We start from the raw sequence: 20,164 nt of genomic DNA, 5'->3' as shown, positions 1-20,164 counted from the left end.
AATTTTAGTTTAAAATCCACCATAGAGGAATTTGTTTTAACCATCCAATACATTGGATTTCAACACAATCATTTATGCGAAATATAGCCTCAGGTTTTGAAGAAAAACTTGCCCAGAGCCAATCTTTTTAAGTCGAAAAATGTCCTCACTTTGAATAGGCCATCCTAAAACACTTCATTAGACATTAACTTAATCTTTTATTTTTTTCTTAAGTTCAACTTTGAGCTTACTCTTTTCAAGTTGCTTATTGAGTTTATCAATTTCCAAATTAACAAGGTTATCAAACTTATCAGTAATTTTTTTTAAACGGCCATTAAAAATTTGAGCAACCTCTTTTTGTTGTTTTGTGGGTTTAAAATCAATGCCATGACCACCTAGATCACTTGCTAGAGCACTAAGACGTCCGTATAATTTCATAGGAGATCTAAACGCATCTTCACGAGCTCCAGTAAGATGTATATCATAGAGCAAGCCTGCTACCGATTCAGCCTTTTGCTGTAAACGCCGCGCATCTTCAACATCTTTGTCATTGGTTAATTTGGGAATGAGTATATTCAATTCACTTCTAATCATTTCAACAGTATTTATCATATTCACAGCAATATTCATTGCATCACGCAGTTCTAATGACAAAGCGACTTGTTCTTTAATGTCTTCTACTGAACCTTCAGATTTTGGGTCTTTTAAAATCGTTAGATCGCGAACAAACTCCTGTTCCCCAACAATTAGTTTTACCCTATAGTTGCCCGGAACAACCTTAGGGCCAAACTGCCCACGCCATAAATCCAGATCCCAAGTAACCAATGGTCTCCAACCTTCACCGTTCAATTGTACCCAAGGCCTACCGGGTGGCGTAGAACGCAAATAGGGTTTATAGGTTGGTTCATATCTTAAATCCCACATTACCCGATTTACTCCGACCTCATTGCTTCCTTTTAAAGTCCTTATTACTTCATTGTTTTGGGATAAAACCTGTACTTCAATCTTTTCTTTGGTGTTTTCCTTCAAATAGTAATTTATATCGGCTCCATAAGCGGGGTTTTTTCCTGAGTTTAAACTTGGACCATCTGTTTTTATACTTTGCTTATCATGAAACCTGTACGCCTGTCTTATACTAAATAAATGAACTTCATTATCTAGAACATCTGTTGCGAATTCTCTTAAGGGAGCAATATTATCAAGTATGTAATAACCTCTTCCATACGTACACACTACGAGGTCGTCAAACTGTTCTTGAATTTCCAGCCAATACACAGGTGCCGGAGGCAAGTTATTTTTAAATCGCATCCAATTATCACCATCATCGTATGAAATATACAAGCCATTGTCAACACCTAAATACAACATACCTTCTTTTTTAGGGTCCTCTTTTATAACATGGGCAAAACTGTGAATAGATTTTGGGACGGTGGAACTAACCAACTTCCATGATTTTCCATAATCACTGGTTTTATAAACAAATGGGTCAAAATTTCCCATATGGTGAAGATCAACCGTTATGTACACAGTTCCTTTAGTGTATCTTGATGTTTCAATGCTGGAAATAGTCCCCCATTCTGGAAGGTCTGGAATGTTCTTGGATACGTTGATCCAATCCTTTCCAAAATTCTTGGTCAAATGCACTTGCCCGTCATTGCTACCTGTCCAAATTACACCTTCTTCCAGTTTGGATTCTTCAATGGAAATTAGCACGGCACCATCCCAAGTCATTAAATTGTCTATGGCAATACCTCCGGAGCTTTGTTGGTGCGACTTATCATTCAAGGTTAAATCTGGACTAATAAGTTGCCAACTATTGCCGTTGTCATCACTTTTATGTACAAATTGACTGCCAACATAAACGCGATGTTTTACGTAATTTGAAAATTCCAGTGGAAAATTCCAGTACCATCGATATTTCATGTCTTTTGGTGCCCATCCATAACCAGCTTCAGGCCATACACGTACATCCTGAGCATGACCAGTTTTGGCATTATATCGCTCTAAACCTCCATCATAGCATCCGGACCAAACAATATTATTGTCAAAAGGATCTGGTTGAGCAAATCCACTTTCACAGCCTCCAACACCTTTCCACAGTCCCAAGGGAATATATCCTTGCAAACTGTTACTAGGGCCTTTGTAAGAGTATCCATCTTGACGGTTTCCATAAACATTATATGGAATTTGATTATCTGTAGCCACATGATACATCTGTGCAATGGGCAATACAATTCTTTGATAGGTTTTTCCTCGGTTTAAACTAATACTGGCACAACCATCATGGGCAACCATTATACGGTTTGCATTGGTTGGGTCTATCCAAATGTCATGATTATCACCCCCTGCAGTATATCCTCCTTCCAAAGTTTTTCCTCCATCTTTGGAAACAATAAATTTTACATTGGCGAAATAAATTTCATTAGGGTCATCTGTTGAAACTCTCATCCGTGTATAATAAGGAGCTCTTTCATTAATGTCATGATTTCTGGTCATAAGGGTCCATGTTTCGCCAAAATCATCTGTCCTATATAGAGCTGGGCTATCTATTTCGAAAAGCGCGTAAGCTACACTTGGGTTTGATGGAGATATGGCGACCCCTGTTTTTCCAACAGGATGATCTTTGCCTCCAGGGAGTCCATAGTCCTTCATGGCTTGCCATGTTTTTCCACCATCTTTCGATCTATAGACACCACCACCTGCACCACCACTATTTAACCCCCAGGTATTGATTTTGATTGACCACATACCAACAAGTATATTGTCCGGATTTTTTGGGTCAATTTCAATATCTGCAGCTCCTGTGCTCTCATCAACAAACAGAATTTTGCTCCAAGTTTTTCCACCGTCGGTAGTTTTAAAGACACCTCTTTCATCTTGTGGGCCAAATGTATGTCCCAATGCTGCTACATAAACAATATTTGGATCAGTGGGATGAACAATAACACGACCTATGCGGCCAGTTTTTTCAAGTCCCATATGCTTCCAGGTTTTTCCTGCATCTTCTGATTTATATATGCCATCTCCCATAGCATGGGCCGGGCGAATAATAAAAGTTTCACCTGTACCCACCCAAAGAATGTTAGGATCAGAGGGTGCGATAGCTATTGAACCTATCGATGATACATCTTGATCGTCAAAAATTGGAAGCCAGTTAATGCCCCCATCGGTAGTTTTCCATAGACCACCTGAAGCGGCACCTATATAACTTATCATAGGATCTCCTGGCACACCAGCAATTGCAATTGCTCTATTGCCTTCTGGTCCAATAAATCTAAAATCTAGGTGCTTAAATAGTTCATTATCTATTTGGGCATGGCCACTTTGAATTAAAGCCATACTCAGAACAAAGCATTGTATTAAAAATCGCTGTATCATTATTTAACTGATTGAATAACTATAGTTGTACCTTCTAAGTTTCTTTTCTTTTTCAATATAAATAACTCTTTCGAGGTTTACCCCGTAATAATAGTATTTTCTTCTGCTCTTCTTGTTTATTATGGATAGCATCCAAAAAATAAATATCACCTACATTAAAATTCACCCTCATTGTTTCTAAACATATGGTGATAAAAAATAAAACCTCTGATTTTACTCAGAGGCTTTATAACTAAACTAACTCAAACAATTAAGTAAACTAAACTTAAATTCGTAGATAAAACTTATTCATTTAATTTCTTTTCATCAACTAGGGTTAGAGCTGATTAAGGTACTTCCAATTCAGAAAAATCAATGTTGGGAGCAACATTGGAAGTAGTCCTTGTAAATGATGTGTTTATCGGGGTACTGTCATTAAAAAAACCGCAATTTTTCAGAAAAAAACTATCTCCTTCCGCTCCTCCAGTATAATCCAATCTATGTCCTTCAGATGCCGTAGCATCCGCAGTAAAGGTCGCCTTGTCCATTTCTGTCCAAGTTCCATCTGTAGTATAGGCCCATTGATTACCAAATTGTACTTTACGTGAAAGATGACCTGTACTGGGCACAAAATTTTCCAAAAAGGAATGCAATCGTTCTAAATGTGTTGATGTCTGTGGTCTTCTCAAACTTGCGATCAATTGCCATTCTCCTACCTCAGGTGCATAAAAATAGGCAGTATAATCTGTCGAATTGTTTACAGAAGGTTCTCCTTTCAATAAAAATTTATAGGTGGTTCCCGCTTTCCAATCAAAAACTTTGAAGCTTTGTTTTCCTGAACCTTCGTTTCCAAAGTCCTGAACCGTTACATCGTTACCATTCCCAAGATTTAAAACTTTATAATCTTCTGGTATTTGGTTAGGGTCGTCGGTATTAAATGCACTCCATATGGAAAAAAGCACCCTACGTTCCGATGCAGAGTTCACCTGCATGCCAAAATAACCCTGAGCGTGACCATTTGCCATAAAGAAGGAACCTATTACATCTTCCCCCTCAGGAACCGTTACTTCATTATAATACCATTGAACATCCTTTCCTTGTGGACTTTCATAGCTCAAATGTACAGATGGGCCCCTTCTACCAAAATAGAAATTATCCGTTGGCACAAAAGTTATTGAGCTTGCTGCTGGCCCACCAATCAATAAATCGTTAATATCTCCAATATAGGTGCTAGCTTTTTCCAATCCCTGTATTTCAATATAGTGATAGCCAGAAGCTGTAATATTGAATTTTCCTATCTCAACAGTTTGGTAATCCTTATTAGACACTTCAATTTCTTTAGAAACTCCCCCTACTGTCACCTTAATTTTTGATGTACCATCAGGAGATTTCATTTTGAACCCCACATGCAATTCACCCGTACCTTCAGTTTTAAAATAGGTTCTGATAACATCATCAAGGTTTGTCCAATTATGTATTCCCGAATCCGTTACAACTGTGGCATCTTGGTCAGTGCTATTTGTTACCCAACTATTGGCTCCAGCGGGTATAGTTGTAGAAAGGTCAAGGCTTTCTTTGAATTCTTCATCCGGACTCTTCGAGTCATCAGATTGACAGGCAAAGACTGTAATTCCAAAAAGTGAGAAAAGTATAAAACTGATTCGCATTGTTTTTTTCAAAATTTTATTGTTTGTTTATTTTATAAAGTTGATGACCACCGTTATTATTGATAACTAAGATATCCTGATTATCACCTTGTTTTATCAGTTGTATACCCCTGACATCCCCATCGGCATAAAATCCAGTGTTCAAATTCTTCTGATAAGCGAACTTATTGCCTTCAATTCCTTTTAAAAATGTTCCAACGCCAGCATCTGCCCTAGTTGTCTCCACTTCTGAACCATAATTGTTTCCTGCCAACACTAAATCTTTTACGGAGTCATTGTCAAAGTCATGGTAAACTATACTGTTTATAGGGCTCAACTGTGCTTCGATAGCAAAAGGTACAAATTGGAACTGCCCATCATTATTCATGAAATATCCAGATCTAAATTCCACAGCTTGCAAATGAACCGCGTTTGTTATTTCCTCTCCTAAAATCTGTTGTATATCACTGTTTGCAAATTCTTGGTAGGTTTTTATCTTTTCTTTTAAATAAGGTATCTGCTGTGATGTGCAATTTTTTCCTCGTACAGGGACCAGTTTTTCTTTGTAATGTTTAGCCAAAACAATGTCTTCAATTCCGTTTTTATCAAAATCGTTGGTATAGACATGGAATGGTTTTTCGGGTGATGCATGAAACTTGTAATTGAGCCCCAAGTTTCCGGTAATTATATCCAGGTCACCATCATTGTCAAGATCTTCTAGAACAATCTTGTTCCACCAGCCAGTCTGCTCTGAAAGGTGTTTGTATTTTTCATTTTTGGAGAGTTTCCCTTGTTCGTTTATCAACACCTCTATTCCCATCCATTCCCCAGAAACAATTAGGTCTTGATCTCCGTCATTATCAATATCTGCCCATTCTGCAGTTGTCACCATCCCAATTTCTTCAACATCTAGTGCAAGCTCACTAGTTGCATCCCTAAACTCTTTACCTTCGTTTAAAAGCAAAGTGCTTTTTGGTGCGTAAGGATATTTTCCAGGTATTACCCTACCTCCAATGAATAAGTCTTCATCTCCATCTTGGTCATAATCAGAAGCAATCACAACAGCACCTACGGAAGTAATTGTAGGCAATTTTGTACGTGCTCTTTTAAAGTTATTATTACCATGATTAATGTACAGCCTATCCTGTAAACCTGCCTTGTCTTCAATGAATTCATAGCTTCCGCTAGTAACATATAAATCTTTGTCCCCATCATTGTCCACATCAAAAAAACAAGCTGCCACATCTTCAAACATTCTATCTTTAATGAAATCTGGAACTATAATGGAATTATGGTTTCCTTCTTTATCCGATACTAAAATTTTTGGAATCTCGTTATGAGCAGCTCCCAAGAAAATGTCATCAACACCATCATTGTTCAAATCAGCTTTAGCTACAGCAGGCCCGAGTCTTGAAAGTTTATGTGGCAACAACAGTTGGATATCAAAATCATTGAAATCATTTTCGTCATGCGAAAAATTGAATGGTTCTTCAGTAAAAATAGTGCTTCCTTCATTGGCCAGTAACTGTTCTGAGGTTGCGCTCCCTTCGCCATACTCTATATTGATCAATTGATTGACCTTGACATTGTAGATTTTTTGCTCTTTTCCATCCAACCAGGTCACTTTCAAAGAATCTACAGCATTATTTTGCCCTAAACCAAAATGCAGTTTATTTGAGGTTGAAGATAGATAGCCTCTTGAATTAACAAGCTGTTTTGTTTTCTGTAAGCCATTTTCACCATACACATCAACTTTTGCTCCAGCTCCAAAAGGGTTTTTATCTGGCCCGTCAAAGGTTACTTGTAAATAATTACCCTTGTCATGCTCCCTACTGTTATTTTTTAGAATGGTGGCATTTTCATCCAAATTATTGGTCACAATGTCCAAATCTCCGTCATTGTCTAAATCCACATATACTGCACCATTAGAAAAAGAGTCCTTTAAGTCTGACCATTCTTTGGTTGTATTGCTAAAGGTTAAATCCCCTTCATTTTTAAAAAGATAATTGGTTAATTTTTGTTGGGGCAATTTTTGGGTGAACTTATAGAAATCCTGTTCTTTTAGGTTATTTCTGTTTTGATTGATGTACTTGTTAATTTCATTATTAACATCCCTATCAACAACATCCCTATAGATGCCATTGGTCACATAGAGGTCATCATAACCATCTAAATCAAAATCGGCAAACAAAGCAGACCAACTCCAATCTGTTTTTGCAATACCAGACAGTTGCGCTATTTCACTGAAATTTCCCTTACCATTATTTAGCTGAAGAACATTGTGCATATATTGATAATGGTGGTCATTGGCCACCATGGTATGAAATCTATCTATTGACATCATTGACATGGTAGTCTTGGACCTTATGTAATCTTCCGGGCTCATGTCCAGCACCATCATATCTTGCAATCCATCATTATTGACATCTGCAATATCCGCACCCATACTATAGTATGATATGTGCTTGAAGAGTTCATTCCTTTTATCAGTAAATGTACCATTACCGTTATTGATGTATGCAAAATCAGGCATGATGAAATCATTGCTTACATAAATATCGAGCAGACCATCATTGTTCAAATCTCCTACTTGTGCATTAAGGCCAAATCCCATTTCTGGTAGAATACCGGATTCTATGGATACATCTATAAAATGACCGTCATCATTTCTATAAAGTTTGTCACTGCTTTTAAAAGCGGCGGTTTCTTTACTTTGTTGTATTTTTTTTAAGTCTAGGACTTTACCTGTATGTCCTATCCCTGAAGGTGCATTGGCGATGTACACATCCAAATCCCCATCGTTGTCATAATCAAAAAAAGTTGAAGCTATAGATCGATTGGTATCTGCCAATCCAAACTCTTCAGCTTTTTCCGTGAAAGTCAAATCCCCATTATTAACATATAGCATATTGGCCAGTTTCTGTTCTCCGTTGTACCAACCTGCCCTGTTTATATAAATATCCAAAAAACCATCATTGTTCACATCAGCCACAGATACACCGGTATCAAAACCGGCTCTTTTTTTAATCCCAGCTTTGATGGTTATGTCCTCAAATTTGAAATTGCCTTTATTGAGAAATAGTTTGTTGTGGTATATGTTTGAAGTAAAGAATAAGTCTTGAAGTCCATCATTATTGAAATCTGCAGCGGCTACACCTCCACCTATATAGATATATAGGTACTTATAGTAATGCAGCTTCTCTGATTCCATTACTTTATTGGTAAACGTTATTCCCGATATTTCCGCTGGTACTTCGGAAAATAGCTTGTTTTGTGATATATCATCAATAGATTTAGAGCAAGAGATTGCCATTGTACAAATGGCCAAATAACAATATGTAAGGTTTTTGATAGGCATACTTGCTTTTATAAAGAGACTCCCAAGAAAAGGAATTTAAGTCTTTTCTTGGGAGTTTAATTCTTATTTATGGATTCTGCTCAAGAGCAGGATTCAAAATAATCTGTTGTTCTGGAATAAACTCAATTATTCTAGGATGGGTTGAGGGTATTTCAAAAAATGCCGATCCCGCAGCTAAGTGCGTTCCTGGATACCTTCTGTCCAACGTCAATCCATTCCTGTAAATATCGTATCTCCTATGGCCTTCATAAGCTAATTCCAGCCTACGTTCATCCAACACCACATCAAGAACAGATTTACCAGCAGGTAAACTTCCCAATGTATACTCTGGCACACCTGCCCTTTGCCTTAGCATATTGATATTGTTTAGGGCTTCTTGATCAGAACCTGACTTGGCCAATGCTTCTGCTTTGTTCAAATACATTTCTGCCAATCTGGATACCATAGGTGACCATAGGTGTACATCATCTTCTTGTAATGAAGCTTTAAGAATAAAGAATTTTGGATGACCATTTCTTTTTTCTAAATCAAAATCGAAGATTACATCTTGTCGTCCGCTTGGGCCGTTAAAATAATATACGGTTTCCCCTCCTACGTCTTCAGATTGCAATGTGTAATTATTGCCATCAAAATCAAATGTTATTGTACCTCCAGTATCTGTTGTTCTTGCAAATTGATATACATAACTCTCATCAACCCAATAAACAGCTGGTATTCTTTCTCCACCCTCATCGGTTAAATACTGTGGATCTATAAACGATTTTCTTGCGTCATCAGGATTTTGATCGATCAAATCCAAATAAGACCTAGAAGCATACATTTCTCCCCAACCTGTTCCTTCAATAGAAGCATAAAATGAGCCAATGGTAAACCAATCGTCCCATTGCCCTGATAAATCAGAATTGGTGTTAAGGGTAACAGCAAAAATAGCTTCTTCGTTGTCAGTTGGTTTTAAAGTGTTCATAACAGAAAATCTCTCATTGGACAATAATGAGTATTCTCCAGAATTTATCACTTTATCAGCGTACTCCTGAGCTTTAGCATTATTTTCCTGATAAAGATATACTCTTGACAACAAGGCTTGTGCCGATCCTTTAGAAGCAAATGAAGCTCCTTTATTGATAGTCATTAAGGATTCTGCCTTCAACAAGTCAGACACAACCTGATCATGTACTTCTCCTACCGTATTTCTGGTAAGGGCTTCGTCAGGATCTGTGGTTAGCTTAATAGGAATGGATAGATTTGAGGCTCCTTGGTTGTAAGGTCTCCCAAACACATTTCCCATTTGAAAATACACCAAGGCTCTTAAATAATAATTTTCACCCAACAGCTGGTCTTCTTCAACAGATTCACCTTCAGGTAGTTTTTCTATTATTGTATTTGCCCCTACGATTATCTTGTAGGAATTAGACCAAAACCTAGCTACCCTACTATTTGTGGTAATAGATTGATAGTTATATAGGAAAAACAAATTATCTGTTGTACTACCACTCAAGGTAATGTTATCTCCAGCATATTCTGAAATTCTATGTAAATCATCAACCCAACCATCATAACCTGTATCTCCTTTTAATAGAGCATAGTTACCTATGGCTGCAACTTGAATCGCATCTGGGTCCTTAAACAAATCTTCGGCAGAAATATCATCATAAGTAGACCTTTCTATATCACAAGAATAAAAAATACTTGTAAGTGCAAACAAAGCACCATAAATTATTTTTTTCATTTTCTTAATATTTTAAACGTTAGAATGTTAGATTAAGACCAAGTGCATACCTTCTTGGAATTGGATAACCCAAGGAAATGTTTCCTCTATCAGAGGCAGTATCATTTGCTAAATTTGCAATTGTTGGGTCTGCGCCTGTAAATTTGGTAAGCGTGAACAAGTTATCTCCAGTCACATAAATGCGGGCATTGTTCAACCCTATTTTACTTAAGACATCTTTTGGCAGGTTATACGAAAATGTAACATTGTTCAATCTCAAATAACTTCCATCTTCTAGATATCTTGAAGATCTCCTGTTTGTGATTTGGGTTTCATCTCCCCCGTTTGCTTCACGTGCTCTAACCGGATTTGGATGGGTTGCCACATCTCCTGGTTGTTGCCATCTTGACCAGTCATCATCCAATACCATTTGATTGAATGTAGGATAAAATCCATCAGAGTCAAAAAGTTGGCGAGAAGCGTTGTAAACGGTTCCTCCCTGAGAAAAACTGAAATTTGATCTTAGCGAGAACCCTTTGTAGGTTATGTTTGTATTAAATCCACCGATAAAATCTGGAGTGGAAGTACCTACTTTTTGTAATGTGGCAGCATTCCAGTCGCTTGTTTCAGATGTTTCTCCGGTATCTTCATCCACTACTTCCCACTGTGCCAATCCGCTCTGTGGATCCACACCCAACCATTTTCTGATATACCAAGTACCGGTATCTTCTCCTACTTCCCAGATCTTGTTTCCAACAGGCAGCGAAGTTAAATCATCAACCAAACCAGTGATTTCATTGTTATTGATACCGATATTAAACCCAATGTTGATATTTAGGTCATCATTTTGCACCAAATCAGCAGAAAGAGCAGCTTCAAATCCTTTGTTTACCATATCTGCCGCATTGATTAATTTATAGTCAAATCCGCTATCATCTGGTAACTCCCTTGTCCATAATAAATCAGTAGTGGTTTTATGGTAGTACTCTAAAGTTAGGTTTAACCTATTGAAAAATCTTGTATCCAAGGCAAAATTGGCCTCATAAGTCTGTTCCCAACCTAAATCTGGGTTAGGGCTTTGAAACAAAATAGCACCTGGGGCACCATCATAATTACCAGACAGACTATACAATGTTTGATGTCCATACAGATTTGTAGGTATATTACCTACAGATCCATAACTAGCCCTTAACTTAAGTTCATTAATGGTTTCTGCATTAAAAAAATCTTCTTTATGAATGTTCCATCCAGCTCCAAAGGAGAAAAAAGTACCATATTGATTATCCTTACCAAATCTTGAAGACCCGTCTCTTCTTAAAGAAGCTTTAGCAAAATAGCGCCCTTTATAGTCGTAATCTGCAGCAGCAAAAAACGATTGGAAAGCATAATCATTCCTAGTACCTTCAGTTTCTTTGGCCTCAGCAGCTCTTCCAATAGTTTGTGATCCAGGAACTATACCTATACCTACGGCTCTAAAATACTCATAGTCATAATCATTATATTCAAAAGCAACCAATGCATTTATGGTATGGTCATCATTGAATACGTTAGAATATTTTAGCATCTGCGTAGTCAACCTTGTACGTCTATTTGCGGAGTCCTCTCTAATACTTCCATTATCCGCCTGACCACCGTTAGATCTAGGATCTGTATAAGCAAAATCCTTATCTCTGAACAAAGTAAAGTTGTTGGTAGAGATGTAGCTTAGATTCGGTATAATTTTATACTCAAAATCAAAATTTGCGCTTAAATTAAAAGTGTTACTATCACTATAGTTCCATTGTTGGTCAAAGAAGTAGTTTCTTTGATCTCTACCGTACCATAAGTAATCTACAGGCAGGTCATTTGGATTAACAAATGTGCCGTCATCAAATTGAGGTTGGTCCCAAGGTAAGTTTAAAAACAATTCGTACAAGGGAGCTTCGGCAGTACCTTGTCTATCATCAAAACTAAATGCAATTTTTGGCTTGATGGTAAGTTTGTCAGAAATTTTATAGTCTAGGTTTGTTCTAAAAGTAAATCTATCCAACTCATTGCCACGCAATGTTCCTTCTTCATTATAATAACCTCCATTAAGGTATAGGCTAAGTTTATCCGTTGCTGCGGTAAAAGTGGCATTATGATCATTAACAATGGCATCTTTGGTACCACCTTCCAACCAGTCGTTATCACGACCCAGTAAATCTTCCGAAAACCAAGATTGCTCAATACCCATTTCTTGATGGTAATCATAAAGCTGCTGAGAGTCCATTACCTTGAAAGGGCCTGAGGTAAACTGGTTTATCCCAACTTTACTACTAATATTAAGTTGGGGTTTAGCTCCAATTTTCCCTCTTTTTGTGGTCACCAAAACAACCCCGTTGGCTCCTCTGGAACCATACAATGCAGTGGCTGAAGCATCTTTCAACAAAGAAATGTCGGCAACATCATTTGGGTTAATTACTGGTGCTCCATGCTGTATTACACCATCAACTACCCAAAGTGGTGTAACCTGTCCATTTAAAGAAGCAACCCCTCTTATCAGGATACTTGGCTGGCTTCCCGGCCCACCGCCTGATGCGGTAACCTGCACACCTGCGGCTTTTCCTTGTAACATTGAAGAAACTTCAGGTGTTGTTACATCCGTTAATTCTTCAGATTTGATACTCACCAAAGAAGAGGTCACGGTTTCCTTCTTTTGCGTTCCATACGCAACAACAACCACCTCTTCTAATTGACTTACATCTTCTTGAAGGGTAACCGTAATGTCTGTTTGGTTGCCAATAACAATTTCTTGGGTTACATATCCAATTGAAGATATGGTCAAAACATCCTGTGAAGCCACATTACCAATAGTGAACTTCCCATCAAAATCCGTCACAGCTCCTCTCGCTTTATCCTTGATTATGACGTTGGCACCTATTACTGGTGCCCCTGCACCATCAACGACAGTACCTGTTATTGATTTCTCTTGACCCCATGAAAATATGGAGAAGAGAAATAAAGGAATTAATAAATTTAATGTTCGGTTTTTCATATAGAGTTATTTAGTGATTAATTAATAGTTTTCTTTTATCCAGTTATATGGTTTGCGATTTATCCATGAACCTCTGGTAAAATCAGGAAAGTCCTGAGGTTCACCATTATTTTCTATTGAAACTTCTGATAGTGGAGTAACCGCACTCCAAGCAGCGGCATCATATACATCCATAGGAGGTGTTATATTTTCTTTAGCCGATTCTACAAAAGCATTTAAAACAAAAAAGTCTATGCCCCCATGCCCTGCATCATTAGCGCTAGCTCCATATTTTTTCCATAAGGGGTGATCGTATTTTTCAAACCAAGCATCCATTTTTTCCCAACCATGTCCTTCGGTAACGCCTTCAATGTGTATTCGCTGCGTGTGGTAATCAAAATCTGTAAGTCCTTGAACTCCTTGCACTTTAAATCCTAAAGAATAAGGGTGTGGAGTATTTACATTATGAGTTACAATAATGGTTTCTCCATTAGATGTTTCTATAGTGGACGTTATTATATCGCCTTGTTTCCATTTTAATTTGGCATTGGGATGATCTTTACCTCCATTATCAATGATATATTTATTTAATCCAATGGCTTTTGTGGCATGAGATGTTAAAGAGACAAAACGATTACCTCTATTTACATCTGCCATTACAGCTATAGGACCCAAACCGTGCGTAGGGTACACATCTGCATTTCTCAATAATGAATGTTGTGTTCTCCAGGCGGATTCGGAAATTCCCTTTTCTCCAAATTCGACTCCTTTTCCGTATGCCGTTTTACCATCATTAAGCTTTACCCCTCTTAAATCATGTTGGTAACCACATGTAAAATGCAATAATTCACCAAAAACGTTTTGCTTTACCATATTTAGTACTGCCAAAACATCCCTTCTATAATTTACATTTTCCAAAATCATTAAATGACTGCCAGTCTCTTCATGCGTGTTTACCAAATCCCAGCACTCCTCAATGGTATTTGCAGCAGAAACTTCCAAACCGGTATATTTTCCAGCTTTCATTGCATTTACTGCCATTTTTGTATGCCACAGCCAAGGGGTTGCTATTATCACCGCATCTACTTCCTTTAGTTCAAGCAGATTCAGATAGTCATGATCGTTTTTACCAAAGACCTGAGGTTTCTTAAAACCCGCTTTGTCAATATGTTCTAAGGCAATCTCAATACGTCTAGGATCTATATCACAAATGGCGGTGATTTCAACATCTTTTCTATGCAAGGCATTGTTTAGATGATTTGTCCCCCTTAAACCCACTCCAATAAAAGCCAACTTTAATTTATCGTTATAGCTGTTTAACTTTTTTCCAAAAGCCATATCAGGTACCATCGCAATACCTGCTGAAGCTAATGCTGTTGTTTTGACAAAACTTCTTCTAGAACTCATTCTTGGTATATTTTTGTCCAAATTTGAGGGTTTTATCAAATAATGCTTTTACGGTTTTCAATCAAAAAAGGGGTTCAATTCTTCTTTTAAACTAGGTTTGACATATTATTACCCCTTTTTGAAAGATTTTGGATCTTACAAAAGGGTAAGTGCTATTAATAAGGTATTGATAGTATATTATTTAGACTGTTGAATTTATCCTCACCTAGGTTTCGAGGCACAACAGAATGCAAGGTATTCTTAATTGAAAATGTCTAAAAAGTGGGTTGATTGTGACCATATGACAAGATATTCCACCTTTTTAATAGAAATGCCGTATTAATATTGCGGAAGAAATGCCAAATTTGTTATCATCAGGTCATCTGTCATAAGAAATGAAATATTTGTCACCTTTTTCCTTTAAAACATTAACTATCACCTTGGCTCTTGTCATGTTTGGAAGTGCTGGGATGCAGATGTTTGGACAGGACCAAGGCAATTTTAAATCTCTAGTTCCCAGTCATAATAATAAGCAGTTTTTTGTCAGCAATATTGCCCAAGGTGCATTGGGAAACATATGGATGTCAGCTATCAATGGTATATTGATCTATAATGGCTACAGTTTTTCCTTGATCGATAATAAAAGTATTTTTCCAACCATACAGAAAGATGATCGAATCGATTTTATTATAAATGATAATTCAAAGAATATTTGGATCATTACTCGAGACGGTCTCCTAGCTAAATACGATGCGCAGCTTGGACAATTTGAACGTTTCAATCATAAACTGAAAAAATCGATTGAAAAAATCAGGCCAAATGGCAAGCAAGTTTGGATGGCCTCTAAAGAAGGAATCATATATAAATATCATAACCAGAAATTTGATAGTATCACAACTATACCAAATATTAACATGGCCGACAATACGGTCAACAATTTGGATTTTGACAAAAATGACAATGTATATGTAGGAACTACCAAAGGTAAAATTTATAAATATTCCGTTCAATCGGGCAGGCAAACGGAAATTATTGGCCCTTTTACGGATTATCCCGGTGGTATTGTTCTAAAAATGGATAGTGAAAATCGTCTTTGGATTGGGACTGAAGCAAATGGACTTCATATATATGATATTGCTCAACAAAAAATAATATCAGGTGGCTTTTTTAAAGGAGATATAGAGAACCTTTCCTCTTCACTTTTTTTAAACCTATATCTGGATGGCAGCAAAAATATTTGGGCTGGAACTGATGGAAATGGATTATACAAGATTGATAGTAAAACTGGCCAAGTAAAAGTCTTTAAGAAGAATTACTTTGATGAATTTTCTATAGAAAGCAATACCATATTGGATGTAAGCGAGGACAATCACAAAAACATATGGTTGGTCACTAAATATGGAAATTTAAATATTATTCCAAATACCAATAAAAACATAAACTATCACACCGGGTCAGAAAATAATATTCCAATGCGGGTATTAAGTGTTTTAAAGGCCCGTGACAAGTCATTATGGATAGGAACAGATGGTGCAGGACTTACCAGAATTGGAAACAACGGTATGGCAAAGCAGTATTTTAATGATGCCAAGAACAACTTTTATGTACAATCCATGATTGAAGATGACAAAGCTGATCTTCTATTTGGAACTTACCGGAATGGACTATGGCATCACAGTTCCAACACCAATACTTTTAAAGCTTTACCGGTTAAAAACAGTAAAGGGCAAATTGCAAAGGATATCAGGGTTTTGTACAAAGACTCTAAAAATAGAATATGGGTGGGGTCAAACGTTTCGCTGAATATCTATGATTCCAACCAAAAACTATTAGCAACATTTGGAAACAATGAGAATGGACTACAAGGAGTTATCGCAGAGAGTATTACAGAAGACAAAACTGGTACTCTTTGGATAGGGCAATATAATGGGGGCTTGTTCAAGTTTATAGAAAATAACGACAATATTGAACATTCATTTTTCGAAAATTTCAAAGCAGATTCAAAAGAGAATATTTCAAGGGTGATTTCAATGTCTCCGGGTGGAGATGATAAAATTTGGCTAATAGATGAACACAACAAACTTGCAACATTCAATACCCAAACCAATACATTCTCAAATTTTGAACATATTGGGGCAATAAGGGATTTTAATTTTATTGCTATTAACTATATTGATAAAAACAATATTTGGGCAAGCATATACAATGCCATTGTGCACTTGGATAGTGAAACCCAAACAACGGAAATTTATTATTCTTCTGATGGATTACCCAATGGTAATTTCATGTCTAACAGCACTTTCAAGGATAGTGATGGACAGCTTTACTTTGGAAATACAAAAGGCGTCACCTATTTCTATCCCCATGAATTGACCAAGACCCCATCAAATCCCAAGTTGATGGTCTATGATATTGAGGTGCTGAATAAACCAGCCAAAGATTTGCTTCCCAAACAAATTAAATCTGAAGTTTTTAATTTGAACAATCTTGATCTTGCGTACAATCAGTCTTCCTTTTCTATTCGCTTTGCGGCAATAGATAACATATTAAATCATAATTATTCCTATTCCTATAAATTGATCGGGTTTGATGATGAATGGAAGAATTCATATACTGAAGGATTGGCCACTTACACCAATGTACCCCCGGGCAAATACACTTTGGAGATAAAGGGCCATGAAATGAATGACCTCTCTAAAAGCTTTGGCAAAACAATAGCTATTTCCATTGCGCAACCATTTTGGAACAAACCATTGGCACACATTATTTATGGTACATTTTTGGTGTTGTTGGCCTTTGGTATCATCAAATGGTATAGACTAAGGAAAAAATTGTTGATCAATAAAATAATTCGTACCAAAGAACAGGACCTTCACAACGCAAAAATAGATTTTTTCACTAAAATGTCACATGAAATCCAGACCCCTATCACTTTAATTCTTGGACCTATTGAAGATATGCTCAAACGTGCCGAACTCAATGGCAATATGCTTCTTAAAGAGCGATTGAATATTATATCAAACAACGCCGGTAGGCTTAGCAGAATTGCCCGAGAACTTACTCTAATTAGAAATAAGGAGGCAAGTAAATTGAGGTTGTTGGTAAGTAGGAACAATCTATATCTTGATATTACCAGTATTTGTATGTCTTTTAAAGAAATTGCAAGGAACAAACAAATAGATTTTTCCATTAACTGCCCTAAAAACCTGAACAATGCTTGGTACGACAAAGAAAAACTAGAACATATATTATACAATTTACTATCCAACGCCTTTAAGTACACTCCAGTTGAAGGTAATGTACAATTATCCGTCTCCCCTATTGTCAAAAAAAGTATTATTAAAATCTCCGTATCAGACTCTGGTCAAGGAATACAAAAAGATGAGCTCGACAAAATTTTTAAAATCTTCTATCGGTCGGGTAACAACAGAAAAGCAAAAGGAGCTGGAATTGGATTAGCTCTTACCAAAGAATTGGTAACCCTACATAAAGGAAAAATTAAAGTACATAGCATACCAAATGAGGGAACCACTTTTACCATAAAAATTCCCATAGCAGAAAAGTCATATAAGGATGAAGAAAAAATAGCTATTGACAATCAAAAAACAGAGACAAAATTGAATGACGATGAAAAAACTTTACAAGAGCCGATAACCAATTCTGGTAGAAAAAGTATACTCATCGTTGAAGATAATTTTGAGCTTCAGCAATTTCTGAAAGAACTTTTATCTTCTCAATACAACATACTACTGGCCGATAACGGAGAAGAAGGTTTTTATCATGCAAAAAACAATGTCCCTGATTTAATAATAAGTGATATAATGATGCCACAAATGGATGGTATAGAAATGTGCAAGGAATTGAACAAGCATAATTTAACAAAACATATTCCCATTGTATTGCTGACAGCCAAGAATTCAACAAAGGCAAAAATTGAGGGATTAAAGACCGGTGCGGTAGAATTCATCAATAAACCGTTCAATACCAAAGAACTTCTATTGAAGGTGAACAATATTTTGTTGTCCAAAGAACATATCATCTCAAAATATAGGAAAGAATTGATTAATAGGCCCCAGTTTTCCCAAAGTAAATCACAGGATGAAATCTTCTTAGAGAATTTGGTCACAAATATCAATAAGCACATAAAAGACCCAGAATTTAAGGTACAACAGTTGGCGGAGTCGTTAAACATGAGTTACTCAAGTTTATACAGAAAATGCCTAAATGTTACTGGTGTCAGTGTAATTGATTTTACAAGGGAAATACGCTTAAAAAAGGGAGCTGTACTTTTGGTGAAATTTGGATATTCAATCTCTGAAGCGGCTCATTTAGTTGGGTTCAATGACCCTAAATATTTTTCAAAAAGTTTTAAAAATCAGTTTGGAACAACCCCAAAAGATTTTAAGAAATCGGCTGATACTGAAGAGAACATTGAAAAATATCTCTCCAAATATCATATAGACAGTACTATTTAATATCCATTCATCAAATTCTGCACCTTTATTCAGTAAGTTCTTTTAAATGCATTTGCATAGTTTTTAGTCCATTTCCAACCTTTGATAAAGCATCTTCAATTTCGGGACCGAAACCTTCTAATTGTTCATTCAACTGGTATACTATTTCGGTGTGGATTTTAATCAATTTATAGCCTTATTTAAACAGGTCATTAACCTATATTCCCAGATCTCTATACTGAGTTAAAATCTTCCAATACAGGTATCCATTTGAATTCTATTGGATACCATTGAGCATTTGTGGGATTAATCAAATCATTTTTTTCTCTTTTTAAGAACACCTGATTATTCTCCGTAAACACAGCTAATGCATTGAGGCCTTTTCGTCTATCTTTCCAACAACTCATAACTCTTCCATTTTAAGTTTTGGTTTTAAACCTTAAAAATTCTTGATGAATTGAGCAGTACTTTGAACACTAAAAAAGCCAAGAGCTTTTTTATTATTTGTTGTATTCATAATGTTGCCAGTCAAATTGGCTGGTGGAGGTAAAAATAATTGACCTGGATCTTCTTCACTTCCAGCATTTGTAATTTGATTCTCAAACTGCGCAAATTGGTTTAAATAGAACTGATAGGAATTAAAGTTCAAATTTGAAATACTTACACGCACTTCATGCGGATTATTGATAAGAAATTCGGTAGAATCAAAAGTTGCAGCAGTATTTCCATTAAAAAGAACATCGTTGGTCAGTTCGTTTATCTTAAAATCTAAAGAACCATCATTTTTATAAAAAAGAAAATTGATCAAATAAAAATTAGAATCATCCGTGGGATCCGCAAAAATCACTCGATTGAGTTCATTTGTTACCACAACATCTTTGATGGCTATTTCAGGCTTTAAGGCTTCTTTATCTGAAACAAACCTGGTTCCATCGGCCAATACTATTTCCACCCAATACGTATTGCCTACTATGGAAGTTATCATTTCAGAGCTTCTGTACATACCATTGGCAACCTCAAAGGAACTTGTAAGCAACTCATCATTCCCATCGGAATCTTTGGTGTACAATGAAATTTGAGCATCATTTATAGGATTTAAACTTTGTACATCAACAGGCACCGTTTGTTGGATTTTCACGGTGACATATTCCGTTCCGCCGGTAAGAAATCCCGAAATAAACACTTGGGGTTCAAAATTGGACGTATTGGGTATTTCTTTAACACAACCGACCAACAACAGTAGGGTCAAAAAGTATATTGGTGTTCTATATATTGATTTCATGT

At 36.5% G+C, this 20,164-nt stretch carries 9 protein-coding genes; 1 reads left to right on the top strand and 8 read right to left on the bottom strand.

Features of this window, described 5'->3' with window-relative positions; all coding sequences use genetic code 11:
- Positions 1 to 189: 189 nt before the first annotated feature.
- The 6 genes from CRO15_RS11100 to CRO15_RS11075 all read right to left on the bottom strand — a co-directional run bounded on the left by CRO15_RS11100 (position 190) and on the right by CRO15_RS11075 (position 14,447).
- Positions 190 to 3,357, bottom strand: coding sequence for a WD40/YVTN/BNR-like repeat-containing protein (locus CRO15_RS11100; protein WP_097045897.1), 3,168 nt, complete (start codon positions 3,355 to 3,357; stop codon positions 190 to 192).
- Positions 3,358 to 3,683: 326 nt separating this feature from the next.
- Positions 3,684 to 5,015 (bottom strand): DUF3472 domain-containing protein, encoded by a 1,332-nt coding sequence (locus CRO15_RS11095; protein ID WP_243396953.1) that lies wholly within the window; start codon positions 5,013 to 5,015, stop codon positions 3,684 to 3,686.
- Positions 5,016 to 5,019: 4 nt separating this feature from the next.
- Positions 5,020 to 8,340: a VCBS repeat-containing protein gene (locus CRO15_RS11090; RefSeq protein WP_097045895.1), complete on the bottom strand. Its 3,321-nt coding sequence runs from the start codon at positions 8,338 to 8,340 to the stop codon at positions 5,020 to 5,022.
- A gap of 67 nt (positions 8,341 to 8,407) precedes the next feature.
- Complete coding sequence (locus CRO15_RS11085; protein WP_097045894.1) at positions 8,408 to 10,066, bottom strand: RagB/SusD family nutrient uptake outer membrane protein; 1,659 nt, start codon at positions 10,064 to 10,066, stop codon at positions 8,408 to 8,410.
- Between the two features lie 19 nt (positions 10,067 to 10,085).
- On the bottom strand, positions 10,086 to 13,061 hold the full coding sequence (locus CRO15_RS11080) for a SusC/RagA family TonB-linked outer membrane protein (RefSeq protein ID WP_097045893.1): 2,976 nt from the start codon (positions 13,059 to 13,061) through the stop codon (positions 10,086 to 10,088).
- 21 nt (positions 13,062 to 13,082) lie between these two features.
- Entirely contained in the window at positions 13,083 to 14,447 is a 1,365-nt protein-coding gene (locus tag CRO15_RS11075) for a Gfo/Idh/MocA family protein (protein WP_097046196.1), read from the bottom strand.
- 374 nt (positions 14,448 to 14,821) lie between these two features.
- Here CRO15_RS11075 and CRO15_RS11070 point away from each other — a divergent pair, with 374 nt between their 5' ends.
- Positions 14,822 to 18,901: a hybrid sensor histidine kinase/response regulator transcription factor gene (locus CRO15_RS11070; protein ID WP_097045892.1), complete on the top strand. Its 4,080-nt coding sequence runs from the start codon at positions 14,822 to 14,824 to the stop codon at positions 18,899 to 18,901.
- A 212-nt stretch (positions 18,902 to 19,113) separates the two neighbouring features.
- Here the strand turns inward: CRO15_RS11070 and CRO15_RS19770 are convergent, their stop codons facing one another.
- Together CRO15_RS19770 and CRO15_RS11065 are read right to left on the bottom strand one after the other, a co-directional pair.
- Positions 19,114 to 19,287 carry a hypothetical protein gene (locus CRO15_RS19770; protein ID WP_165769947.1) on the bottom strand — a complete coding sequence of 58 codons (174 nt, stop codon included), beginning with the start codon at positions 19,285 to 19,287 and terminating at the stop codon, positions 19,114 to 19,116.
- A gap of 32 nt (positions 19,288 to 19,319) precedes the next feature.
- Entirely contained in the window at positions 19,320 to 20,162 is an 843-nt protein-coding gene (locus CRO15_RS11065; RefSeq protein WP_097045891.1) for a DUF4249 family protein, read from the bottom strand.
- Positions 20,163 to 20,164: the final 2 nt, after the last annotated feature.

Origin of the sequence: Flagellimonas pacifica (assembly GCF_900215465.1) — a bacterium.
Classification (GTDB): Bacteria; Bacteroidota; Bacteroidia; order Flavobacteriales; family Flavobacteriaceae; genus Flagellimonas; species Flagellimonas pacifica.
This window is presented reverse-complemented; position numbering and strand designations above follow the sequence as displayed.

What these genes read in the sequence shown, in the direction of transcription:
- CRO15_RS11100 (WP_097045897.1), bottom strand. Translation starts at nt 3,357, where the DNA reads ATGATACAGCGATTTTTAATACAATGCTTTGTTCTGAGTATGGCTTTA.
- CRO15_RS11080 (WP_097045893.1), bottom strand. Translation starts at nt 13,061, where the DNA reads ATGAAAAACCGAACATTAAATTTATTAATTCCTTTATTTCTCTTCTCC.
- CRO15_RS11065 (WP_097045891.1), bottom strand. Translation starts at nt 20,162, where the DNA reads ATGAAATCAATATATAGAACACCAATATACTTTTTGACCCTACTGTTG.
- CRO15_RS11090 (WP_097045895.1), bottom strand. Translation starts at nt 8,340, where the DNA reads ATGCCTATCAAAAACCTTACATATTGTTATTTGGCCATTTGTACAATG.
- CRO15_RS19770 (WP_165769947.1), bottom strand. Translation starts at nt 19,287, where the DNA reads ATGAGTTGTTGGAAAGATAGACGAAAAGGCCTCAATGCATTAGCTGTG.
- CRO15_RS11085 (WP_097045894.1), bottom strand. Translation starts at nt 10,066, where the DNA reads ATGAAAAAAATAATTTATGGTGCTTTGTTTGCACTTACAAGTATTTTT.
- CRO15_RS11070 (WP_097045892.1), top strand. Translation starts at nt 14,822, where the DNA reads ATGAAATATTTGTCACCTTTTTCCTTTAAAACATTAACTATCACCTTG.
- CRO15_RS11075 (WP_097046196.1), bottom strand. Translation starts at nt 14,447, where the DNA reads ATGAGTTCTAGAAGAAGTTTTGTCAAAACAACAGCATTAGCTTCAGCA.